This window comes from Streptomyces bikiniensis (assembly GCF_000716625.1).
Taxonomy (GTDB): Bacteria; Actinomycetota; Actinomycetes; order Streptomycetales; family Streptomycetaceae; genus Streptomyces; species Streptomyces bikiniensis.
Map to the genome: position 1 here is coordinate 1 of NZ_JNXJ01000002.1, position 22,543 is coordinate 22,543.

A 22,543-nucleotide genomic window follows, 5' to 3' on the forward strand; every position below is an offset into this window, starting at 1 on the left:
CCAGTATCGGGGCGACCCTCCGCCTTGCGATCGCACGCACCGGACACCGCCGGGCCTGCCCTCCGGGCAGACGGCGCTACTTTCGACACACGCCCTAGCGGCGGGAGTCGACCGGCCGTTCCAGACCGCCCTCGCGCTCCGCCTCCGCGACCGGGCCGCCCCGCACGACCGCGCCCACGGGCTCCACCGGCTCCACCAGCTTCGGCAGCCGGTGGGGCCGCGAGCCGTACCAGAAGTACGAGACGGCGAAGCCGAAGCCCAGGCAGACCATGCCGCCGACCGCGTCCAGCCAGAAGTGGTTGGCGGTGGCCACGATGACGACGAGGGTGGCCGTCGGGTAGAGCAGGCCCAGGATCCGCGCCCAGGGCGCCTTCGCGAGCAGGAAGATCGTGATCCCGCACCAGAGCGACCAGCCGATGTGCATCGACGGCATCGCCGCGTACTGGTTCGACACGTGCTTGAGGTTCCCCGAGGCCATCGAGCCCCAGGTGTGGTGGACCAGGACCGTGTCGATGAAGTCCTGGCCGTTCATGAGCCGGGGCGGCGCGAGCGGATACAGGTAGTAGCCGACCAGGGCCACGCCGGTGGTCGCGAACAGGACCGTGCGGAACGCCGCGTAACGGCCCGGCTGCCACCGGTACAGCCACACCAGCACACCGATGGTCACGACGAAGTGCAGCGTCGCGTAGTAGTAGTTCATCCCCACGATCAGCCACGTCACCGAGTTCACGGCGTGGTTGACGGTGTGCTCGAAGGCGAGCCCCATGGACTCCTCGGCCCGCCAGATCCAGTCGGCGTTCCTGAGCGCCTGGGCCTTCTGCTCCGGCACCGCGTTGCGGATGAGGGAGTACGTCCAGTAGCTCACCGCGATGAGCAGGATCTCGAACCAGATCGTGGGGCGCCGGGGCACGCGCGTGCGCAGCCGCGACAGCCTGCCGTCGGCCACGATGGGTGACGACGGGGTCGTCCGGTTGTCCAAACTCTTCACGGTCGTTTCACCCATGGGGAGAGAGTCTGCCAGATGGCCGCCCCCGACCGATCATCCCAAGGTCGGGTCCGGAGCGCACCCGGTCAGTCCTGGGAAGGAGGCCTGACGGCGGACGGCGCGGAGGCGGTGGAGCCCCGGACCACCAGCTCGGGCATGAAGACGAACTCGGAGTGCGGGGCCGGGGTGCCCCCCACCTCTTCGAGCAGCGCGCGGACCGCGGCCTGCCCCATCGCCTGCACCGGCTGCCGGATGGTGGTCAGCGGCGGATCGGTGAACGCTATGAGGGGGGAGTCGTCGAAGCCGACGACGGAGACGTCCCTCGGCACGTCGAGCCCCTGCTGCCGGGCCGCCCGGATCGCGCCGAGCGCCATCATGTCGCTCGCGCAGACGATCGCCGTGCAGCCCCGCGAGAGCAGCGCGCCCGCCGCCGCCTGGCCGCCCTCCAGGGTGTAGAGGGAGTGCTGGATCAGCTCCTCGGACTCCTCCGGGGAGAGGCCGAGCCGCTCCTCCATGCCCTTGCGGAAGCCCTCGATCTTGCGCAGCACCGGCACGAACCGCTTCGGCCCGACGGCGAGCCCGATCCGGGTGTGCCCGAGCGCCGCCAGGTGCGTCACCGCGAGCCGCATCGCCGCCCGGTCGTCGGGCGACACGAAGGGCGCCTGCACCTTGGGCGAGAAGCCGTTGAGGAGGACGTACGGGACGCCCTTGCCGCGCAGCCGGTCGTAGCGGGACGTGTCGGCCGTGGTGTCGGCGTGCAGACCGGAGACGAAGATGATGCCGGCGACGCCGCGCTCCACCAGCATGTCGGTCAGCTCGTCCTCGGTGGACCCACCGGGGGTCTGGGTGGCGAGGAGCCGGCGTGTACCCCTGCCGGGTCAGGGCCTGCCCGATGACCTGCGCGAGGGCGGGGAAGATCGGGTTGTCCAGTTCGGGGGTGATGAGGCCGACGAGCCCCGCGCTGCGCTGCCGCAGGCGCACGGGCCGCTCGTAGCCGAGCACGTCGAGCGCGGCGAGGACGGATTCGCGGGTGGCGGTGGCCACGCCGGGCTTTCCGTTGAGCACGCGGCTGACTGTGGCCTCACTGACCCCCGCCTGGGCTGCGATGTCGGAGAGCCGCGCGGTCATGGGAGTGGACTGTACCGGTCACGGGGCGTATTGCCCACCGCCCCGGCACACCCCGTCCGCCGTGGCCGGGAGCAGCCTTCCTGCAAGGCCTTGCAGTTCTTGCGAGGCGTTCCGGAGGGGGCACGGGGGTGCGTCGGGGGCGCGCGAGGTGCGGAAGGGCGTGCTCCCGCCCGTGTTAAGCGACCCGTCGGCAACCTTAGGGACACGCGGATGTAACGATCCCCGGGTCTTGCAGAAAATTCCCGCAAGGTCTTTCGGCTCGTTTTCATCCCTGTTACGTTCCTGCCAACCCGGAGCGCCGCGAGGGAGCGGTCGCATGAGGAAGGTTCCAGCCCCTCGTCCCCCCGGGATCAGTTGAAGGAGTTCACATGCGGCGTGGCATAGCGGCCACCGCGCTGGTCGCGGCCCTGGGCGTGACCCTGGCGGCGTGCGGCGGAAGCGACAGCGGTTCCAACGGCGGCGGCTCGAAGGGCTCGGGAGAGCTCTCCGGCACCGTGACCTGGTGGGACACCTCCACGGTCGGCTCCGAGGACAAGGTCTTCAAGAAGATCGCCGAGGACTTCACCAAGAAGCACCCCAAGGTCACCGTCAAGTACGTGAACGTGCCGTTCGGCGAGGCGCAGAACAAGTTCAAGAACGCCGCGCAGTCCGGCTCCGGCGCGCCCGACGTCATCCGCTCCGAGGTCGCCTGGACCCCCGAGTTCGCGGACCTCGGCTACCTGGCCCCGCTGGACGGCACCACGGCCCTCAAGAACGCCGACGACTTCCTGGACCAGGCCGCCGCCTCCACCAAGTACAACGGCAAGACCTACGCCGTCCCGCAGGTCATCGACTCCATGGGCATCTTCTACAACAAGAAGATCTTCAAGGAGGCCGGCGTCGAGGTCCCCAAGAGCATCGCCGAGCTGAAGACCGTCTCCGCCACGATCAAGGAGAAGACCGGCAAGACCGGTCTCTACCTGCGCGGCGACGACCCGTACTGGTTCCTCTCCTTCCTGTACGGCGAGGGCGGCGACCTGGTCGACGCCGAGAAGAAGACGGTCACCATCGACGGCGAGCCCGGCGTGAAGGCGCTCAAGGTCGTCAAGGACCTGGTCGACTCGAAGACCGCGATCACCGACGCGACCAACGGCTGGGACAACATGCAGGCCGCCTTCAAGGACGGCAAGGTCGCCATGATGATCAACGGCCCCTGGGCCGTCGCCGACACCTACGCCGGCAAGGAGTTCGCGGACAAGGCCAACCTGGGCATCGCCCCGGTCCCGGCCGGCACCGGCGGCCAGGGCGCCCCGCAGGGCGGCCACAACCTCGCCGTCTACGCGGGCTCCAAGAACCTCGACGCCTCCTACGCCTTCGCCGAGTACATGACCTCGGTCGAGACCCAGACGGCGATCGCCAAGGAGCTCAGCCTCCTCCCGACCCGCGAGTCCGTCTACATCAAGCCGGACGTGGCGACCAACGAGATGATCGCCTTCTTCAAGCCGGTCGTCGAGAAGTCCGTCGAGCGCCCGTGGATCCCCGAGGGCGGCAGCCTCTTCGAGCCCGTCAAGGTCGAGTACACCAAGGTCCTCACCGGCCAGACCACCCCCGAGGCCGGCGCCAAGGCGATCGGCGAGTCCTACCGCAAGCTCCTGAAGGACTGGAAGTAAGAAGGAAGGCAGGCCGGCTGATGGCCGTGGACACCACCGGCCAGTCGGTGGCGAAGGCCGCGGGCGACACCGTCGCCCGCGGCCGGAGCCGCGGAACTGGCAAGCGCCGGAGCACGCGCAAGCGCTCCTTCGCCACCCACTGGTACGCCTGGGCGATGGTCGCCCCGGTGGTCGTCGTGATCGGCGTGATCATCGGCTACCCCCTGGTGCGTGGCATCTACCTGTCGTTCACCGACGCGAACGAGCGGAACGTCGCCCGGTCCATCGGCGTCAACCAGATCCCGGCGACCTACGAGTTCGTCGGCGTGGACAACTACGTCGACGCGCTCACCGGCAGCCAGTTCCTCGGCACGCTCGTCTGGACCGTCGTCTGGACGGTCGCGTGCGTGTCGATCACCTTCGCCCTCGGCCTCGGCCTCGCCAACCTGCTCAACCGCAGGATCGCCGGCCGCTCCGTCTACCGGACGCTGCTGATCCTGCCCTGGGCCGTCCCCGGCTTCGTCTCCGTCTTCGCCTGGCGCTTCCTCTTCGACGAGCGCCGCGGCCTGCTCAACGAGATCCTGACCGGCGGCGGGCTCTCCGCCGTGCCCTGGCTCAACGACCCGACGGTGGCGAAGCTCGCGGTCATCGCCGTCAACGTCTGGCTCGGCGTCCCCTTCATGATGGTCGCCCTCCTCGGCGGCCTCCAGTCCATCCCCGGCGAGCTGTACGAGGCCGCCGAGATGGACGGAGCCAACGCCTGGCAGCGGTTCCGCAACATCACCATGCCCGGCCTCAGCTCGGTCTCCACGACGGTGATCCTGCTCTCCACCATCTGGACCTTCAACATGTTCCCGGTGATCTTCCTGCTCACCCGGGGCGGGCCCGGCGAGGCCACCCAGATCCTCGTCACCCAGGCCTACAAGTTCTCCTTCGAGATCAGCCCGCGCGACTTCGCGCAGTCCTCCACGTGGGGCGTGCTGATCCTGGTCCTCCTGATGGTCTTCGCCGCGATCTACCGGCGCGTCCTCCGCAAGCAGGGAGAAGTCTGGTGACCACCACGACCCCCACCCCCCAGGCCCTGAACGCCCCGCTCCGCGGCCGCCGTTCGCCGCTCGCCTCGGCCGGGCTGCACCTCACCCTGATCGTCACCTCGGTGATCGCCGTCTTCCCGGTGCTCTGGGTCCTGCTCACCTCGCTGAAGCCGGCCAAGTACGCCTCCACCACGGACTTCGTGAAGGAGACGACCTTCGAGAACTACACGAACCTCCTGAAGGACACCCCGTTCCTCACCTGGTTCGGCAACTCGCTGCTCGTCGCCGGCCTCACCACGCTCATCGGCGTCTTCATCTCGGCCACCACCGGCTACGCCGTCAGCCGCTTCCGCTTCCCCGGCAAGCGCGGCCTGATGTGGACGCTGCTCATCACCCAGATGTTCCCGGTCGCCGTCCTGATCGTGCCGATCTACAACATCATGTCCTCGATGGGCCTGCTCAACCAGCCGGCCGGCCTGGTCATCACGTACCTGACCATCGCCGTCCCGTTCTGCGCCTGGATGATGAAGGGCTTCTTCGACACCATCCCGCGCGAGATCGACGAGTCGGGTTACGTCGACGGCCTCACCCCCTTCGGCACCTTCTGGCGGCTGATCCTGCCGCTCGCCAAGCCGGGCATCGCCGTCACCGCCTTCTACTCCTTCATCACCGCGTGGGGCGAGGTCGCCTACGCCTCCGCCTTCATGGTCGGGGACGAGAACCTCACCCTCGCGGGCGGACTCCAGAAGTTCGTCAACCAGTACGGCGCCCAGTGGGGCCCGATGTCCGCGGCCTCCGTGCTCATCGCCATCCCCGCGGCGCTGGTGTTCCTCTTCGTCCAGCGGCACCTGGTCACCGGCATGTCCGCCGGTGCCGTCAAGGGCTGACGGCCCTGAGCACCGCATCTGAACGCCCCTCCTTACCTCCCAGGGAAGACATGACCCAGCATCTCGCCACCCCGGCCGACGTCCCCACCACCGGAACGCACACGGGCTGGTGGAGAGACGCCGTGATCTACCAGGTCTACCCGCGCAGCTTCGCCGACGGCGACGGCGACGGCATGGGCGACCTGGAGGGCGTCCGCAGCCGGCTGCCGTACCTCAGGGACCTGGGCGTGGACGCCGTCTGGCTCTCGCCGTTCTACGCCTCCCCGCAGGCCGACGCCGGTTACGACGTCGCCGACTACCGGGCCATCGACCCGATGTTCGGCTCCCTGCACGACGCCGACGCGGTGATCCGCGAGGCCCACGCCCTGGGCCTGCGGATCATCGTGGACCTCGTCCCCAACCACTCCTCCGACCAGCACGAGTGGTTCCAGCGGGCCCTGCGCGAGGGCCCCGGCTCCCCGCTGCGCGAGCGCTACCACTTCCGCCCCGGCAAGGGCGCGGACGGCGCACTGCCGCCCAACGACTGGGAGTCCATCTTCGGCGGCCCGGCCTGGACCCGCACCGAGAACCCGGACGGCACCCCCGGCGACTGGTACCTGCACCTCTTCGCCCCGGAGCAGCCCGACTTCAACTGGGAGCACCCGGCCGTCCGCGACGAGTTCCGCTCCATCCTGCGCTTCTGGCTCGACATGGGCGTCGACGGCTTCCGCGTCGACGTCGCCCACGGCCTGGTCAAGGCCGCCGGCCTGCCCGACATCGGCGCCCACGACCAGCTCAAGCTGCTCGGCAACGACGTGATGCCCTTCTTCGACCAGGACGGCGTCCACGAGATCTACCGCTCCTGGCGCAAGGTCCTCTCCGAGTACGACGGAGAGCGCGTCCTCGTCGCCGAGGCCTGGACCCCCACCGTCGACCGCACCGCCAACTACGTGCGCCCCGACGAGATGCACCAGGCCTTCAACTTCCAGTACCTGGGCACCCACTGGGACGCCACCGAGCTGCGCACCGTCATCGACGCCTCGCTCGCCGCGATGCGCCCGGTCGGCGCCCCCACCACCTGGGTCCTGTCCAACCACGACGTCACCCGGCACGCCACCCGCTTCGCCAACCCGGCGGGCCTCGGCACCCAGCTCCGCGAGGCCGGCGACCGCGAACTCGGCCTGCGCCGGGCCCGCGCCGCCACCCTCCTCATGCTGGCCCTGCCCGGCTCGGCCTACGTCTACCAGGGCGAGGAGCTCGGCCTGCCCGACGTCACCGACCTGCCCGACGAGGTCCGCCAGGACCCGTCCTTCTGGCGGGCCAGCGGCCAGGACGGCTTCCGCGACGGCTGCCGCGTCCCGATCCCGTGGACCGTCGAGGGCTCCTCGTACGGCTTCGGGGCGGGCGGCTCCTGGCTGCCGCAGCCCGCGACCTGGGGCGCGCTGAGCGTCGAGGCGCAGACCGGCGACCCGGGCTCCACCCTGGAGCTGTACCGCAGCGCGCTCGCGGTGCGCCGTGCGCAGCCCGGACTCGGCGCGGGCGAGGACATCCAGTGGCTGGACGCCCCCGAGGGCGTCCTCGCCTTCCGGCGCGACGGCTTCGTCTGCACCGCCAACACCACCGGCCGGGCCATCTCCGTCCCGCTGCCCGGCCGGTTCCTCCTCTCCAACGAGCCCGTCGCCCCCGGCGCGGACACGGTGGAGCTGCCCGCCGACACCACCGTCTGGTGGGCGGTGTGACGATCCCCCTGCCGCGGGGCGCCGGAACGGGCGCCCCGCGGCTCGCGGACATCGCGGCCCAGTCCGGCGTCAGCGAGGCCACCGTCAGCCGCGTCCTCAACGGCAAGGCGGGGGTGGCCGGCGCGACCCGGCACAAGGTGCTTGCCGCGCTCGACGTGCTCGGCTACGAGCGCCCCGTACGCCTCAAACGGCGCAGCGCGGGCCTCGTCGGGCTCGTCGTGCCCGAGCTGACCAACCCGATCTTCCCGGCGTTCGCCCAGGTCGTCGAACAGGTCCTCGCCGGACACGGCTACACCCCGGTCCTGTGCACCCAGATGCCCGGCGGCGCCACCGAGGACGAGCTGGTCGACCAGCTCGTGGAGCGCGGGGTCTCCGGCATCGTCTTCCTCTCCGGACTCCACGCCGACGCCACCGCCGACCCGGCCCGCTACGCCCGGCTCGCCGACCGGGGCGTGCCGTTCGTCCTCATCAACGGCTACAACGAGCACATCGACGCCAACTTCGTCTCCCCCGACGACCGGGCCGCGGCCCGGATGGCCGTGCGGCACCTGGTCGAGCTGGGCCACGAGCGCATCGGCCTCGCCATCGGCCCCACCCGCTACGTCCCCTCCCGCCGCAAGGCCGAGGGCTTCGCCGCCGAGCTGTACGAACTCCTCGGCGTCGAGCGCGCGGACGCCGAACGCTTCATCAGACCCACGCTCTTCGGCGTCGAGGGCGGCCACGCCGCCGCCGACATCCTGCTGCGCGAGGGCTGCACCGGCATCGTCTGCGGCTCCGACCTGATGGCGCTCGGCGTGATCCGGGCGGCCCGGGAGCAGGGGCTCGACGTGCCCGGGGACGTCTCCGTCGTCGGCTTCGACGACTCGCCCCTGATCGCCTTCACCAGCCCGCCGCTCTCCACCGTCCGCCAGCCCGTGCAGGCGATGGCCACGGCCGCCGTGGGCGCGCTCCTGGAGGAGATCGAGGGGAACCCCGTCCAGCGCACCGAGTTCGTGTTCCAGCCGGAGCTGGTGGTGCGCGGCTCGACGGCGCAGCCGCCCGTACGGGACGTCCCGGGCGCTTCGGGTTCCGCGGAGCCGCACGTCCTTTCGTAACAACTTGCGTCGCGGCGTCCGGAGGGTTGACCGGGCGTCGGGCCACTCGTACGGTCACGGCTGAAAACAGTTGCTGAAGTTTTCGGCAACTTCTTGCGACAGTGAAGTCAGCAGGAGGAAACATGGCCAGAAGGACCGTGGCCGCTGCACTCGCCCTCGTGGCGGGAGCCGCTGTGGCCGTCACGGGAAACACCCCCGTCCAGGCCGCACCGCCCGGTGAGAAGGACGTCACCGCGGTGCTGTTCGAGTGGAAGTTCTCCTCGATCGCCCGGGAGTGCACCGACCGCCTCGGACCCGCCGGATACGGCTACGTCCAGGTCTCCCCGCCCCAGGAGCACGTGCAGGGCGGCCAGTGGTGGACCTCGTACCAGCCCGTCAGCTACAAGATCGCCGGGCGTCTCGGGGACCGCGCCGCCTTCAAAAACATGGTCGACACCTGTCACGCGGCGGGCGTGAAGGTCGTCGTGGACTCCGTGATCAACCACATGGCGAACGGGTCGGGCACGGGAACGGGCGGGACCCCGTTCTCCAAGTACGACTACCCGGGCCTCTACTCGGGCGCCGACATGGACGACTGCCGGGCCGAGATCACCAACTACCAGGACCGGGGCAACGTCCAGAACTGCGAGCTGGTCCACCTCCCCGACCTCGACACCGGCGAGGACCACGTCCGCGGGCGGATAGCAGGCTACCTGAACGACCTGCTCTCCCTGGGCGTCGACGGCTTCCGCATCGACGCCGCCAAGCACATGCCGGCCGCCGACCTCGCGAACATCAAGTCGCGGCTCACCGACCCCGGCGCGTACTGGAAGCAGGAGGCCATCCACGGCGCCGGCGAGGCCGTCTCCCCGAGCGAGTACCTCGGCAGCGGCGACGTGCAGGAGTTCCGGTACGCCCGCGACCTCAAGCGCGTCCTGCAGAACGAGAAGCTGGCGTACCTCAAGAACTTCGGCGAGGCCTGGGGCCACATGCCCTCCGGCCGGGCCGGCGTCTTCGTCGACAACCACGACACCGAGCGCGTCGGCGACACCCTGTCCTACAAGGACGGCGCGCGCTACACCCTCGCCTCCGTCTTCATGCTCGCCTGGCCCTACGGCTCCCCGGACGTCCACTCCGGCTACGAGTGGACCGACAAGGACGCCGGACCGCCCAACGGCGGCCAGGTGAACGCCTGTTACTCCGACGGCTGGAAGTGCCAGCACGCCTGGCGCGAGATCTCCTCCATGGTGGCCTTCCGCAACACCGCGCGCGGCCAGGCCGTCACGGACTGGTGGGACAACGGCGGCAACGCGATCGCGTTCGGCCGCGGCTCCAAGGCGTACGTGGCCATCAACCACGAGTCCTCGGCGCTCACCCGCACCTACCAGACCTCCCTGCCCGCCGGCACCTACTGCGACGTGCAGTCGAACAACCCCGTCACGGTCGACGGTTCGGGGCGGTTCACGGCCACCCTGGGCGCCGACACGGCGCTCGCCCTGCACGTGAACGCCAAGAGCTGCGGCACCACCCCGCCGCCCGCCTCCGCGGGCACCTCCTTCCAGGCCACCGCGACCACCGTCCCCGGCCAGAACATCCACGTCACCGGGAACCTCGCCGCACTCGGCAACTGGTCCCCGGCCTCGGCCCCCAAGCTCGACCCGGCCGCCTACCCGGTCTGGAAGCTGACGCTCTCCCTGCCCGCCGGGACGACCTTCGCGTACAAGTACGTCCGCAAGGACGCCGCCGGGAACGTCACCTGGGAGTCCGGCGCCGACCGCACCGCGACCGTCCCCGCCTCCGGGCAGCTCGTCCTGAACGACACGTTCCGCAGCTGAACCGCGACTGACTCCCCACCACTCGCACCCCGTCCACCGACCCCGCACCGCAAGGGCCGCCCCACCCGGGGCGGCCCCCTCTTCCCGTACCTCCAGGGAGCTCCCCCGTGATACGCAAGAGAACGGCGGTCGCACTGGCCGCCGCCCTGTGCGCGGCCCTCGTGCCCGCCGTGCCCGCGACCGCCGCGCCGAAGCCCCCGGCCCCGCCGTCCGACCGGGCGCTCGCGGCCGAGCCCGCCCGCCAGGACCTCACCCGCGAGCAGTTCTACTTCGTCCTGCCCGACCGCTTCGCCAACGGCGACCCTTCCAACGACCGCGGCGGCCTCACCGGCAGCCGCACCCGGACCGGCTTCGACCCCGCCGACAAGGGCTTCTACCAGGGCGGCGACCTCAAGGGCCTGACCCAGCGGCTCGACTACATCAAGGGCCTCGGCACCACCGCCATCTGGATGGCGCCGATCTTCAAGAACCGGCCCGTGCAGGGCGAGGGCGAGAACGCCAGCGCCGGCTACCACGGCTACTGGATCACCGACTTCACCCAGGTCGACCCCCACTTCGGCACCAACGCCGACCTGGAGCGGCTGATCGCCGCCGCCCACGCCAAGGGCATGAAGGTCTTCTTCGACGTCATCACCAACCACACCGCCGACACCGTCGACTACGCCGAGAAGAAGTACGGCTACCGCCCCAAGGGCGCCCACCCCTACCTCGACAAGGACGGGCGCCCCTTCGACGACCGGAACGCGATCGGCAGGGTGGACGCGGACTCCTTCCCGTACACCCCGGTGGCCGAGAAGGGCGTCAAGGTCCCGTCCTGGCTCAACGACCCCGCGATGTACCACAACCGGGGCGACTCCACCTGGGCCGGAGAGTCCGCCGAGTACGGCGACTTCGTCGGCCTGGACGACCTCTGGACCGAGCGGCCCGAGGTCGTCGAGGGCATGAAGCGGATCTACGAGAAGTGGGTCCGCGACTTCAAGATCGACGGCTTCCGCATCGACACCGTCAAACACGTCGACCTGGACTTCTGGACCCAGTGGGCCACCGCCCTCGACGCCTACGCGAAGAAGCGGGGCCGCGAGGACTTCTTCATGTTCGGAGAGGTGTACTCCGCCGACACGGCCGTCACCGCCCCCTACGTCACCCGGGGCCGGCTCGACGCCACCCTCGACTTCCCCTTCCAGGACGCGGCCCGCGCCTTCGCCTCCCAGGGCGCCGGGGCCGACCGCCTCGCCAAGGTCTTCGCCGAGGACTACCGGTACACCACCGACAAGGCCAACGCCTACGAGCAGGTCACCTTCCTCGGCAACCACGACATGGGCCGCATCGGCACCTTCCTCAAGCAGGACAACCCGAACGCCACCGACGCCGAACTCCTCGAGCGGGCCCGCCTCGCCAACGAGCTGATGTTCCTCTCCCGGGGCAACCCGGTGATCTACTCCGGCGACGAGCAGGGCTTCACCGGCGCCGGCGGCGACAAGGACGCCCGCCAGCCCCTCTTCGCCTCGAAGGCCGCCGACTACCTGGACGACGACCAGATCGGCACCGACCGCACCCACGCCACCGACGCGTACGACACCGGCCACCCGGTCTACCGCTCCGTCGCCGCCCTGTCGAAGCTCACCCGCGAACACCCGGCCCTGCGCGACGGCATCCAGCAGGAGCGGTACGCCGAAGGCTCCGTCTACGCCTTCTCCCGCACGGACGCGAAGGCGCGCACCGAGTACCTCGTCGCCACCAACGGCTCCACCGCCGACAAGACCGTCGGCGTCCCCGTCGACTCGGCGAGCTTCCGCACCCTGTACGGGGGTCAGGGTGCCGTCGCAGCCGAGGGCGGCAAGGTCACCGTCACCGTCCCGGCCCTCTCCTCCCTGGTCCTCAAGGCCGACCGGCCCCTCCAGGCCCCGGCCGTGAAGCCCTCCGTGAACCTCAGGGCCCCGGCCGCCGGAGCCACCGGAACCGTCGAACTCTCCGCCGACGTCACCGGCGGCGGCCTCAACCGGGTCGTCTTCGCCGCCCAGGTCGGCAACGGCCCCTGGCGGACCCTCGGCACCGCCGACCACGCCCCCTACAAGGTCACCCAGCACGTGACCGCCCCCGCCGGCACCGCCCTGCGCTACAAGGCCGTCGCCGTCGACAGCTCCGGCCGCACCGCGAGCGCCACCGCCGCCACCACGGCGGGCGCGCCCCCGGCCCCCGGGAAGCCGGTCGCCGTCGAGCGCACCCACGCGATCGTCCACTACCGGCGCCAGGACGGGGACTACGACGGCTGGAAGCTGAAGGCCGCAGGCCAGGAGGCCGCGTTCACCGGCCGCGACGCCCACGGCGCCTTCGCCTGGGTCAAGGTCCCCGAGGGCGCTTCCACGATCCCGTACACCGTCGAGAAGGGCGGCGCCGCCGACGGCCCGCAGCGGACCGTCGACCTCGGCCGCACCGGCGAGGTCTGGATCACCCAGGGCCAGGACGGCCAGTCCGACACCGATCCCGCCCCCGTCACCCCGGACAAGACCAAGGCCGTGCTGCACTACCAGCGCGCCGACGGCGACTACGACGGCTGGGGCCTGCACACCTGGACCGGCGCCGCCCAGCCCACCGACTGGTCCAAGCCCCTCATGCCGGTCCGCGTCGACGCGTACGGCGCCGTCTACGAGGTGCCGCTCGCCGAGGGCGCGACCTCCCTCTCGTACATCCTCCACAAGGGCGACCAGAAGGACCTGCCCACCGACCAGTCCCTCGACCTCGCCACCTACGGCCACGAGGTCTGGCTGCTCGGCGGGGAGCCCGAGTACCTCCTGCCGACCGTCGGCGGCGCCCCCGACCTCGACCTCGGCAAGGCCTCGGCCCAGTGGATCGACCGGAACACCGTCGTCTGGAAGGTGAAGGCCACCGACGCCACCAGCCAGCAGCTGGTGTACGCGAAGGACGGCGGGATCGCCGTCACCGGCGGCGCCCTGAACACCGAGGGCCAGTGGCTCCGGCTGAACCCGGCGACGCTCACCGACGCCCAGAAGGCCAAGTACCCGCACCTCAGGGAGTACCCGGCCTTCACCGTCGACCCGCGCGACGCCGACCGGGTCCGCGACTCCCTGCGCGGCCAGCTCATCGCCACCCAGCGGGCCGCCAACGGCGCCCTGCTCGCCGCCACCGGGGTCCAGACCGCCGGCGTCCTCGACGACCTGTACGCGAAGAAGGCGACCGGGGCCGCCCTCGGCCCGGTCTTCGGCCGCCACGGCGTCACCCTCTCCGTCTGGGCCCCCACCGCCCGGTCCGTCGCCCTCGAACTCGACGGCCGGACCGTCGCCATGCGCCGCGACGACACCACCGGCGTCTGGTCCGCCACCGGCCCGAAGTCCTGGACCGGCAAGCCGTACCGCTACGCCGTGAGGGTCTGGGCCCCCACCGTCCAGAAGATGGTCACCAACAAGGTCACCGACCCCTACTCCACCGCCCTCACCACCGACTCCGCCCGCAGCCTCGCCGTCGACCTCACCGACCCGAGGCTCGCCCCGACCGGCTGGAAGCAGCTCGAGAAGCCCGCCGCCGTGCCGCTGCGGGACGCCCAGATCCAGGAACTCCACATCCGCGACTTCTCGATCGCGGACCCCACGGCCCGCGCCGACCACCGGGGCACCTACCTGGCCTTCACCGACGAGGACAGCAAGGGATCGAAGCACCTGCGCGACCTCGCCGCCTCCGGCACCTCCTACGTCCACCTCCTCCCGGCCTTCGACATCGGCACCGTCCCCGAGAAGAAGTCCGACCAGGCCGCCCCTGCCTGCGACCTCAAGGCGTACGCCCCCGACTCCGAGGAGCAGCAGGCCTGCGTCGCCGCCGCCGCGGCGAAGGACGCCTTCAACTGGGGCTACGACCCGCTGCACTACACCGTCCCCGAGGGCTCCTACGCCACCGACCCCGAGGGCACCCGCCGCACCGTCGAGTTCCGGCGGATGGTCCAGGCCCTCAACGGCGACGGACTGCGCACCGTCATGGACGTCGTCTACAACCACACCGTCGCCGCCGGACAGTCCGACAAGTCCGTCCTCGACCGGATCGTGCCCGGCTACTACCAGCGCCTCGACGCCGACGGCGCCGTCACCACCTCCACCTGCTGCGCCAACACCGCGCCCGAGAACGCCATGATGGGCAAGCTCGTCGTGGACTCGGTCGTCACCTGGGCCAGGGAGTACAAGGTCGACGGCTTCCGCTTCGACCTCATGGGCCACCACCCGAAGGAGAACATCCTCGCCGTCCGCAAGGCCCTCGACGCCCTGACCGTCGCGAAGGACGGCGTCGACGGCAAGGCGATCGTCCTCTACGGCGAGGGCTGGAACTTCGGCGAGGTCGCCGACGACGCCCGCTTCGTCCAGGCCACCCAGAAGAACATGGCCGGCACCGGGATCGCGACCTTCTCCGACCGGGCCCGCGACGCCGTGCGCGGCGGCGGTCCCTTCGACGAGGACCCGGGAGTCCAGGGCTTCGCCTCCGGCCTCCACACCGACCCCAACACCTCGGCCGCCAACGGCACCCCGGCCGAGCAGAAGGCCCGTCTCCTGCACTACCAGGACCTCATCAAGGTCGGCCTGACCGGCAACCTCGCCGACTACACCTTCACCGACACGTCCGGCCGCACGGTCAAGGGCTCCCAGGTCGACTACAACGGCTCCCCGGCCGGCTACGCGGCCGCCCCCGGCGACGCCCTCGCCTACGCCGACGCCCACGACAACGAGTCCCTGTACGACGCGCTCGCCTTCAAGCTCCCGGCGGGCACGTCCCCGGCCGACCGCGCCCGCGCCCAGGTCCTCGCCATGGCGACGGCCACCCTCTCGCAGGGCCCGGCGCTCTCCCAGGCCGGTTCGGACCTGCTGCGCTCCAAGTCCCTGGACCGCAACTCGTACGACAGCGGCGACTGGTTCAACGCGATCCACTGGGACTGCCGCGACGGCAACGGCTTCGGCCGGGGCCTCCCGCCGGCCGCCGACAACCGGCCCAAGTGGGGCTTCGGGAAGCCGCTCCTGGCGAACCCGTCCCTCACCGTCGGCTGCGCGCAGATCGACGGCGCCTCGGCCGCCTACCGGGACCTCCAGAAGATCCGCACCACCGAACCGGTCTTCTCCCTGGCCACCGCCGACCGGGTGCAGTCGGCCCTGTCCTTCCCGCTCTCCGGCCGCGACGAGACCCCCGGCGTGATCACCATGCGCCTGGGCGACCTGGTCGTCGTCTTCAACGCCACCCCGAAGACACAGGCGCAGGAGGTCACCGACCTGGCCGGCAAGGGCTACCGCCTGCACCCGGTCCAGGCGAAGGGCTCCGACGCGGTCGCGAAGACCGCCGCCTACGAGAAGGGCTCGGGCACCTTCACGGTCCCGGCGCGAACGGTGGCGGTGTTCAAGGCCGGCTGACCGGCTCCCGGAGGAGCACCCGCTCCGTCAGGGTGACCCCGTGGCGCGTGCCGTCGGCGGCGGGCCTTCCCGGCCCCCGCCGGCGGCACGGCGGTTCGCGGCCCCGAACCGTCCTACCGCCCGCGCTGATCGGGTACGGCGGGCAGGGCCTCCGGGGCGGGGCCGGGCGCCGGCACGAGGGCGAGCAGCCGGGCCACCAGGTCCCCGAAGGGCCCGTCGGCCGGCTCGTCGGCCAGGATTCCGACCAGGACCTCCGCCATCCCGGGGTCGTACGCGGCGCTCACCGCCGCGAGGGCCGCGAAGTCGTGGACGAGCTGCAGCTCCAGCTCCGCGCGCGGCACCCGCCGCCCGTCCAGCCAGAGCAGCGCCGTCGACTCGGCGAGGGACACCCAGGAGCGGACCACCAACTCCAGGCGGGCCGAGGGCTCCCCGACCTCCAGGTGCGCGAGGATCTGCTCGTACGCGGCCTGCCGCACCTCGTCGATCATCGCGTTCGTCGTGGAGGACCCGACGGCCGGACCGCCCCGCATCAGCGCCGCGAAACCGGGCCCGTGCTCGTCCACGAAGTCGAAGAACCGGCCCATCACCCGCAGCAGCCGCGCCCCCAGCGGCCCCCGGGGCGGCTCCACGAACCTGGCCGCCAGCTCGTCGGCGGCCCGCCGCAGGGCCGCCTCGTAGAGGCTCTGCTTGCCGGGGAAGTAGTGGTAGACCAGCGGGCGCGAGATCCCGGCGGCGGCGGCGATCTCGTCGATGGACACCTCGTCGGGAGAGCGGTGGCTGAAGAGTTCGAGGGCCACCCCGATCAGCTGCTGCTTGCGCTCCTCGACGCCCATCCTGCGGCGTACCCCGGTCGTCATGCGAACAGCCTAACGGTGTCCGTTACGCTCCTGCCCCATGAGCGCTTCCGACCAGGGCCCCCCGGCGACCGGGGCCGCGAAGACCGCCGAGGCCGCGAAGGGCCCCGAAGTCCCCGACGCGGCGGGGGAGTCCGAAGCCCCGGTCACGGAGAAGCCCGCCGCCGGAGAACCGTCCGGCGAACCCGCCGGAGAACCGTCCGGCGAACCCGCCGGAGAACCGTCCGGCGAACCCGCCGGAGAACCGTCCGGCGAACCCGCCGGAGAACCCGAGGAGGACGAGCACGAAGAGGAGGGGGACGACGAGGGCGGGGGCCTCACCCCCAGGCAGGCGAGGCGGCTGCGCATCGCCGCCGCCTCGGTCCTCCTCGTCGCCCTCGCCGTCGTGCTCGTCGTCCGCCTCGCGAGCCGCACGTCCGTCCTGGTCGTCGGGGTGTACGGACTCGCCATGATCCTCTGCGGGATCGTGATCGAGCTGTCCCGCAACGGCCGCACCCGCCTCGGCACCTGGCTCCTGGCGGGCGGTCTGCTCACCGCGCTCGCCCTGGACTGGCTGGTCCTCCCCTAGGGCCTGCCCGGCGGCCCGGGGCCGGACAGGCCCCGGGGCCGTACGGGATCAGAGGTCGAGCACGAGCCGCTTCCCCGCGCAGCGCGAGACGCAGATCAGGATCGAGTCGTCCCGCTCGGCGTCGGTGAGCAGTTCGTCCCGGTGGTCGATCTCGCCCGCCAGGACCCGCTGCCGGCAGGTCCCGCAGAAGCCCTGCGTACAGGAGTACGGGACGTCCGGCAGCTCCGCGCGGACCGCGTCCAGGAGCGTCCGGTCGGCCGCCACCGCCACCGTGCGGCCGGAGCGGCGCAGTTCGACCTCGAAGGGGGCGCCACCGGTCGTCGCGGACGCGGACGCGGAGAAGCGCTCCAGGCGCGGGGCCCGGCCCTCCGGCAGCGCCGCGCCGACCGCGTCCATGAGACCGTCGGGACCGCAGCAGTACACGGCGGTCCCCTCCGGCACGTCCGCGAGGAAGCCCAGGTCGGGCAGGCCGGACTGGTCCTCGGCGACGACGGTCGTACGGCCGCCGTCACCGCCCAGCGCCTCGACCTCGGCGAGGTACGGCATGGTGGCGCGGCTCCGGCCGCAGTAGAGGAGCCGCCAGTCCGCCCCGGCCGCCTCGGCGGCGCGCAGCATGGGCAGGACGGGGGTGATGCCGATGCCGCCGGCGACGAAGACGTACGCGGGCGCGTGGACGAGCGGGAAGCGGTTCCGGGGGCCCCGGATCTCGATCTCCACGCCCTCGTGGAGCTGTTCGTGGACCTCGCGCGAACCGCCCCGGCCGCCCTGCCCGGCCTCGATGAGCCGGGTGGCCACCGTGTACGCGCTGGTGTCGGCGGGGTCGCCGCAGAGCGAGTACTGCCGGACGAGCCCGGAGGGCAGGACCAGGTCGACGTGGGCGCCGGGCCGCCAGGCGGGCAGGCCGGCGCCTTCGAGGCGCAGTTCCACGACGCCCTCGGCGGGCGCGGTGCGGGCGGTGACCAGGACCTTGCGGGGGACGGTGCGGCCCCGGCCGTACCCGGAGACGGGCTCGTCCAGGGCGGGCATCGGCCACAGCGGGGCGGTGGACATGCGGCGGCGGACGGCGCGGCGGACGAGCAGGGCGGTCCCGGCGGCGAGGGCGACGGCGGCGAACCGGGCCATCAGCGGTCCCCGTTGGCGCCGGGCGAGGAGGCGAGGTAGGCCACGGCCTGCGCGGTGTCGCCCTCCTGGGAGGGGTGGTAGGAGCGGCTGAGGTAGCGCGGGACGGAGCGCAGCATGGCCGGGGTGGAGGGCAGCACGCCCCGCCGTCCCCGGCGGACGAAGTCCGCGAGGGAGGGCTTGGCGTCGAAGAGGCCCGGGTCGTTCTCCATGAAGAAGCGGACGCCCCGCTGCCAGAAGAAGGCGAGCCCGCCGAAGGCGACGGCCCAGGTGCGGGCGCGGCGCCGGTAACCGCCGTCCAGGTGCATGAAGAGGTCGAAGGCGACCGAGCGGTGCTCGACCTCCTCGGCCCCGTGCCAGCGCAGCAGGTCGAGCATGACCGGGTCGGCGCCGACCCGGTCGAGCGCGTCGGCGTTGAGGACCCAGTCGCCGAGGAAGGCGGTGTAGTGCTCGATGGCGGCGATGACCGCGACCCGCTCCCTCAGCCACCAGCGGCGCGCCCGGCCCGGCGGCAGGGCGCGGTCCCCGAGCAGCTTCTCGAAGAACCAGTCGACCTGCGCGGTGTACGGGGTGGGGTCGAGGCCCAGCTTCCGCAGGTGCGGCAGGACGTCGTCGTGGGCCTGGGAGTGGACGGCCTCCTGGCCGATGAAACCGATGACGTCCTCGCGGAGCCGGTCGTCCGTGACGTACGGCAGCGCCTGCTTGTAGACGTGCACGAACCAGCGCTCGCCGGCCGGGAGGAGCAGGTGCAGCACGTTGATGGTGTGCGTGGTGAACGGATCGCCCGGAACCCAGTGGAGCGGCGTCTCCTCCCAGTCGAAGGAGACCTTGCGGGCCTTGAGCTCGACGTGCTCCGACGCCACCGGTGCGGGCTGCGTATGAGACATGCCGTCAATGTACTGAGGGGTACGCGACGGGAACAGGTGCGTGCGGGGCCTTTTTGCGGGCGGGGCGCCACCCCCGCGCCCGTCATCCACCGCCCGCCGTCATCCACCGCCCGCCGTCGACTGCCCGTCATCCACCGCCCGCCGTCAACCGCTCGCGGATCCGCTCGACCACCTCGTCCGGCACCCCGAGCCCCTCCCGTACGTACTTCTCCATCGAGCCGTGCCGCACCGCCACCTCGTCGAGCGCCGCGTCCAGGTACTCCGGGAGCACCCCGATCAGTTCGAGCGCGAGCGCCGGGTCGCCGCCCTGGGCCGTGAACCCCTCGATCATCGGCGCGAACGCCTGCCGCACCGCGGGATTGACCGACAGGTACTCCTCCCGCACCGTCCCCTCGTCCGCCCCGAGCAGCGACAGGACGACCGTCGCCGCCCACCCCGTCCTGTCCTTGCCCGCCGTGCAGTGGAAGAGCAGCGGCCCGGCGTCCGGGGCGCCCAGCTCGGCGAGGAGGACGGCGTAGGAGGCGCGGGCGGAATCGGCGGAGACGAAGGCCCGGTAGGTGCGGGCGAAGGCCTCCCGCATCCGGCCCCCGCCCAGGTGCTCCTCGGCCAGGGCCGGATGCGAGAGCAGCGTCTTCAGGCGCGCGGCCGGCGGAAGGCCGCTGGTGGCCAGCCAGTCGGCGAGCACGTCCGCGACGAGCAGCCGCGCACCGGCCGGCAGCCGGTCGGGCCGCTCTTCGCGCTCGCCGTCCGTCCGGAAGTCCATGACCGTGCGAAGACCCAGACCCGCCACGACGGGATCGTCCGGGTCCAGCCGGTCGAGCTGCGCGGAACGGAACACGAGCCCCGGACGGACCGTACGCCCGCCGGGCAGCGGCAGGCCGCCGAGGTCACGGAGGTTGGCGACGGAGACGGCGGGAATGGCGGCCATGACGTCGACTCCTCCGGTTGGCGGACCTTCGTACCTCTTCGTGCGGCTTCGCACCTTTTCCTGTCGACCGTAAGCGATCACGCCGGTACGGGCAGGTCCTGGCGGCCCTCCCGGGGTGCCGGTCCCCTCTCCCCGCCGGGCCCGGGGCCTGTTTGAATGCTCCGGTGATCGGGATACCGATGCTCCTGGCGGCGGCCGCCCTGGCGACCTGGCTGGTCCGCCGCAAGGCGCGACAGCGCGTGGAGGCCGCCGGGCGGGGCGACGGGATCGGGGTCCCCTGCATGCTGCGGCACCCTGCGCGCGAGGGCCGGTGGCTGCGCGGCCGGATGCTGGTGGGCCCCTCCGGGACGACCTGGGCCCCGAGCACCAGGGCCGGGGCGGCGGTGTCGCTCCCGGCGGAGCTGCGGCGGACCGGCCTGCGCGCCCCCTCGCTGCGCGAGGCGATCACGATCAACGGCGGCTCCAGGATCGTCGAGTGCGCCTCCCCCGAGGGCACCGTCCTCATCGCCGTCATGCCGTACGAGGTGGAACACGTCCTCGGGGCCCTGGACGCCGCGCCGCGAGCGGAGCGGCCGGAGCGGTAGCCGGGAGGAGGCGCCCGCCGGCACGACGGGCGCCGCCCCTCCGCCCCCTCACCTCCCGGCCAGCGCCGCGAGCACCTCCGCCTCCCGCTCCGGGGAGAGGCCGGCCCCCGAGCGGTCCGGCCGCTGGGGCGCGACCCCGCCGAGGGACCGCAGCCACGCCCAGGTGTCCGCGACCGTCTCCGCCACGGGCCGGCAGCGCAGCCCGGCGGCGAGCGCGCGGGACACGTCGGCGGTGTGCATCGCGTCGTACGCCTCGCCCGGCGGCAGCCACACGGGCAGCTCCGTCCACGGCTCCGCCCCCGCCGCGAGCAGCTCCTCCGGCGCGGTCCAGCGCAGCTCGGCGTCCGCACCGGTGGCCCGGACGCAGGCGTCGAGGAGCCCGCCCATGGTGGTGTGCCCGGGTGGCGAGACGAGGTTGTACGGCCCCGAGAGCCCGGCCGCCACCGCGTCCAGCGTCCACGCGGCCAGGTCGCGCACGTCCACGTACTGGATCGGCGCCGCCTCGGGACCGGGGGCCAGGACCGGGCCGCCGCGCGCGATCCGGTTCAGCCACCAGGGGAGCCGGCCCACGTTCTCGTACGGTCCGAGGATCAGGCCCGCGCGGACGAGCAGCGTCCGGTCGGCGCCGAAGGCGGCCCCTGCGGCCAGCTCCCCGCCCCGCTTGGCCTCCGCGTACGGCACGTCCCCGTCGTCCGGCGACCCCGCCACCAGCGGCCCGTCCTCCGCGAGTCCGGCCGCCGGGGGCCAGGCGTACACGGAACGGCTCGACACGTACGCGTACCGCCCGGCCCGGTCCGCGAGCGGCCCGGCCGCGTCGCGCACCGCCGAGGGGGCCGCCGACCAGGTGTCCACGACCGCGTCCCAGGAGCCGCCGGCGAGGGCGGCGAGACCGTCCGGACCGGTGGTGCGGTCGCCCGTGAGGGACCGGGCCCCCTCCGGGGCGGCGTGCCGGCCCCGGTGGAAGACCGTCACCTCCCAGCCCCGCTCGAGCGCGTCCTCGGTGACCGCGCGACCCGCGAACTCCGTACCTCCGAGCATCAGCAGCTTCATGATCCGAGCCTGCCCGGCGGCCCGGTCGGCGGGCCAGGGGTTCCGCTCCCGGAGGATTCCGCCGGGGGCGGAAACGGAAGGCGGACGAGTGGGGCCGGGGGGTCTGTCCGGCCGCATGGCGGGATGACACCATGGCGGGCGATGACGGATGCCCGGTCGCCGCTGCGCGCCCTGCGAGCCGCACTGTTCGCGGTGGTGTGCGTCGCTTTGGCGGCCGTGGGGCATTCGTCCATGTCTGCGCACCGGCTCCCGGCCACCGCCCTCCTCGGCGCCTTCGTCGTGACGGCCGCCGTCGCCTGGGCCGCGGCCGGCCGCCGCCGGGGCGCGCCCGCCGTCGCGGGCGCACTGCTCGGCCTCCAGGGCGCGCTCCACGTCCTCTTCTCGGCGACGGGCGCCCACGGAGGACACGCGACCCGCCCGGCGGCTCCGAACGGATCCGCCGGCACGGCCCCTCACCACCACGCGACGCACGGCCCGCACGACGCGGCCGCGTCCGCGACGGGCGCGGAGGGCGTGACCTCCGCCCTGGACCCGGCCGTCGCCCAGGTCGCGGACTCCCTCACCTCCTCCGGCACCGGCATGCTCGCCGCCCACCTCTTCGCCGCGCTCCTCTGCGGCCTCTGGCTGGCCCACGGCGAGGCCGCGTTCTTCACGCTCGCCCGCGCCGCCCTCGCGTACGCCTTCACCCCGCTGCGCCCGCTGTTCGCGCGCGTCCGCGTCCCCGACGCCCCGCGCGGCCCGGTCCGCCGGGCGCGCCGGAACGCCCACCGTCCGCACACCGTCGTCCTCGCCCACGCCCTGTCCCGGCGCGGCCCGCCCCGGCTGTCCGCACCCCGCGCCACGGTCCTCGGAGCACACGTCTGACC

The 22,543-nt window shown here is 72.4% G+C and carries 16 protein-coding genes and 1 pseudogene; 10 read left to right on the plus strand and 7 right to left on the minus strand.

From position 1 onward, the window contains the following. Positions 1 to 94: 94 nt before the first annotated feature. Positions 95 to 1,003 (minus strand): phosphatase PAP2 family protein, encoded by a 909-nt coding sequence (locus OO47_RS01275; RefSeq protein WP_033207696.1) that lies wholly within the window; start codon positions 1,001 to 1,003, stop codon positions 95 to 97. 68 nt (positions 1,004 to 1,071) lie between these two features. After that, positions 1,072 to 2,113, minus strand: a pseudogene (locus OO47_RS33205) (LacI family DNA-binding transcriptional regulator). 368 nt (positions 2,114 to 2,481) lie between these two features. Here OO47_RS33205 and OO47_RS01285 point away from each other — a divergent pair. The 7 genes from OO47_RS01285 to pulA all read left to right on the plus strand — a co-directional run bounded on the left by OO47_RS01285 (position 2,482) and on the right by pulA (position 15,687). After that, entirely contained in the window at positions 2,482 to 3,762 is a 1,281-nt protein-coding gene (locus OO47_RS01285) for an extracellular solute-binding protein (RefSeq protein WP_030205863.1), read from the plus strand. Positions 3,763 to 3,782: 20 nt separating this feature from the next. Further along, positions 3,783 to 4,796 carry a carbohydrate ABC transporter permease gene (locus OO47_RS01290; protein WP_030205856.1) on the plus strand — a complete coding sequence of 338 codons (1,014 nt, stop codon included), beginning with the start codon at positions 3,783 to 3,785 and terminating at the stop codon, positions 4,794 to 4,796. Then, positions 4,790 to 5,662 (plus strand): sugar ABC transporter permease, encoded by an 873-nt coding sequence (locus OO47_RS01295; protein WP_030205854.1) that lies wholly within the window; start codon positions 4,790 to 4,792, stop codon positions 5,660 to 5,662. The genes OO47_RS01290 and OO47_RS01295 overlap by 7 nt, the downstream gene beginning before the upstream one ends. Positions 5,663 to 5,712: 50 nt before the next feature. Continuing rightward, positions 5,713 to 7,380, plus strand: a complete 1,668-nt coding sequence (locus OO47_RS01300; RefSeq protein WP_030205853.1) for a glycoside hydrolase family 13 protein — start codon at positions 5,713 to 5,715, stop codon at positions 7,378 to 7,380. Further along, positions 7,368 to 8,474 carry a LacI family DNA-binding transcriptional regulator gene (locus OO47_RS01305; protein ID WP_030205851.1) on the plus strand — a complete coding sequence of 369 codons (1,107 nt, stop codon included), beginning with the start codon at positions 7,368 to 7,370 and terminating at the stop codon, positions 8,472 to 8,474. The genes OO47_RS01300 and OO47_RS01305 overlap by 13 nt, the downstream gene beginning before the upstream one ends. 122 nt (positions 8,475 to 8,596) lie before the next feature. After that, positions 8,597 to 10,288, plus strand: coding sequence for a carbohydrate-binding module family 20 domain-containing protein (locus OO47_RS01310; RefSeq protein ID WP_030205849.1), 1,692 nt, complete (start codon positions 8,597 to 8,599; stop codon positions 10,286 to 10,288). 107 nt (positions 10,289 to 10,395) lie between these two features. Beyond that, a complete protein-coding gene (gene pulA / locus OO47_RS01315; protein WP_030205848.1) occupies positions 10,396 to 15,687 on the plus strand; it encodes a pullulanase-type alpha-1,6-glucosidase in 5,292 nt (1,763 codons plus the stop codon). 113 nt (positions 15,688 to 15,800) lie between these two features. On the opposite strand, the gene OO47_RS01320 is transcribed toward pulA, so the two are convergent. Next, a complete protein-coding gene (locus tag OO47_RS01320; RefSeq protein WP_030205845.1) occupies positions 15,801 to 16,544 on the minus strand; it encodes a TetR/AcrR family transcriptional regulator in 744 nt (247 codons plus the stop codon). A 37-nt stretch (positions 16,545 to 16,581) separates the two neighbouring features. Between OO47_RS01320 and OO47_RS34560 the strand changes: the two genes are divergently transcribed. Continuing rightward, positions 16,582 to 17,109, plus strand: a complete 528-nt coding sequence (locus OO47_RS34560) for a hypothetical protein (RefSeq protein ID WP_078489431.1) — start codon at positions 16,582 to 16,584, stop codon at positions 17,107 to 17,109. 48 nt (positions 17,110 to 17,157) lie between these two features. Here the strand turns inward: OO47_RS34560 and OO47_RS01330 are convergent, their stop codons facing one another. The 3 genes from OO47_RS01330 to OO47_RS01340 form a co-directional block, all read right to left on the minus strand. Then, positions 17,158 to 18,231: a PDR/VanB family oxidoreductase gene (locus tag OO47_RS01330; RefSeq protein ID WP_030205839.1), complete on the minus strand. Its 1,074-nt coding sequence runs from the start codon at positions 18,229 to 18,231 to the stop codon at positions 17,158 to 17,160. Continuing rightward, on the minus strand, positions 18,231 to 19,115 hold the full coding sequence (locus OO47_RS01335; protein ID WP_030205837.1) for a metal-dependent hydrolase: 885 nt from the start codon (positions 19,113 to 19,115) through the stop codon (positions 18,231 to 18,233). The genes OO47_RS01330 and OO47_RS01335 overlap by 1 nt, the downstream gene beginning before the upstream one ends. A 127-nt stretch (positions 19,116 to 19,242) precedes the next feature. Further along, positions 19,243 to 20,043 (minus strand): tyrosine-protein phosphatase, encoded by an 801-nt coding sequence (locus OO47_RS01340; RefSeq protein WP_030205835.1) that lies wholly within the window; start codon positions 20,041 to 20,043, stop codon positions 19,243 to 19,245. Positions 20,044 to 20,207: 164 nt separating this feature from the next. Here OO47_RS01340 and OO47_RS01345 point away from each other — a divergent pair, with 164 nt between their 5' ends. Next, positions 20,208 to 20,627 (plus strand): hypothetical protein, encoded by a 420-nt coding sequence (locus tag OO47_RS01345; protein WP_234323049.1) that lies wholly within the window; start codon positions 20,208 to 20,210, stop codon positions 20,625 to 20,627. Between the two features lie 48 nt (positions 20,628 to 20,675). On the opposite strand, the gene OO47_RS01350 is transcribed toward OO47_RS01345, so the two are convergent. Continuing rightward, positions 20,676 to 21,677: an NAD-dependent epimerase/dehydratase family protein gene (locus OO47_RS01350; protein WP_030205833.1), complete on the minus strand. Its 1,002-nt coding sequence runs from the start codon at positions 21,675 to 21,677 to the stop codon at positions 20,676 to 20,678. Between the two features lie 231 nt (positions 21,678 to 21,908). On the opposite strand from OO47_RS01350, the gene OO47_RS01355 reads away from it, so the two are divergent. Beyond that, the gene (locus OO47_RS01355; RefSeq protein ID WP_234323050.1) at positions 21,909 to 22,541 is read left to right on the plus strand and encodes a hypothetical protein; all 633 of its coding nucleotides are present in this window, start codon (positions 21,909 to 21,911) and stop codon (positions 22,539 to 22,541) included. Positions 22,542 to 22,543: the final 2 nt, after the last annotated feature.

What these genes read in the sequence shown, in the direction of transcription:
- OO47_RS01290 (WP_030205856.1), top strand. Translation starts at nt 3,783, where the DNA reads ATGGCCGTGGACACCACCGGCCAGTCGGTGGCGAAGGCCGCGGGCGAC.
- OO47_RS01355 (WP_234323050.1), top strand. Translation starts at nt 21,909, where the DNA reads ATGTCTGCGCACCGGCTCCCGGCCACCGCCCTCCTCGGCGCCTTCGTC.
- OO47_RS01340 (WP_030205835.1), bottom strand. Translation starts at nt 20,043, where the DNA reads ATGGCCGCCATTCCCGCCGTCTCCGTCGCCAACCTCCGTGACCTCGGC.
- OO47_RS01350 (WP_030205833.1), bottom strand. Translation starts at nt 21,677, where the DNA reads ATGAAGCTGCTGATGCTCGGAGGTACGGAGTTCGCGGGTCGCGCGGTC.
- OO47_RS34560 (WP_078489431.1), top strand. Translation starts at nt 16,582, where the DNA reads ATGAGCGCTTCCGACCAGGGCCCCCCGGCGACCGGGGCCGCGAAGACC.
- OO47_RS01285 (WP_030205863.1), top strand. Translation starts at nt 2,482, where the DNA reads ATGCGGCGTGGCATAGCGGCCACCGCGCTGGTCGCGGCCCTGGGCGTG.
- OO47_RS01330 (WP_030205839.1), bottom strand. Translation starts at nt 18,231, where the DNA reads ATGGCCCGGTTCGCCGCCGTCGCCCTCGCCGCCGGGACCGCCCTGCTC.
- OO47_RS01310 (WP_030205849.1), top strand. Translation starts at nt 8,597, where the DNA reads ATGGCCAGAAGGACCGTGGCCGCTGCACTCGCCCTCGTGGCGGGAGCC.
- OO47_RS01275 (WP_033207696.1), bottom strand. Translation starts at nt 1,003, where the DNA reads ATGGGTGAAACGACCGTGAAGAGTTTGGACAACCGGACGACCCCGTCG.
- OO47_RS01320 (WP_030205845.1), bottom strand. Translation starts at nt 16,544, where the DNA reads ATGACGACCGGGGTACGCCGCAGGATGGGCGTCGAGGAGCGCAAGCAG.
- OO47_RS01300 (WP_030205853.1), top strand. Translation starts at nt 5,713, where the DNA reads ATGACCCAGCATCTCGCCACCCCGGCCGACGTCCCCACCACCGGAACG.
- OO47_RS01335 (WP_030205837.1), bottom strand. Translation starts at nt 19,115, where the DNA reads ATGTCTCATACGCAGCCCGCACCGGTGGCGTCGGAGCACGTCGAGCTC.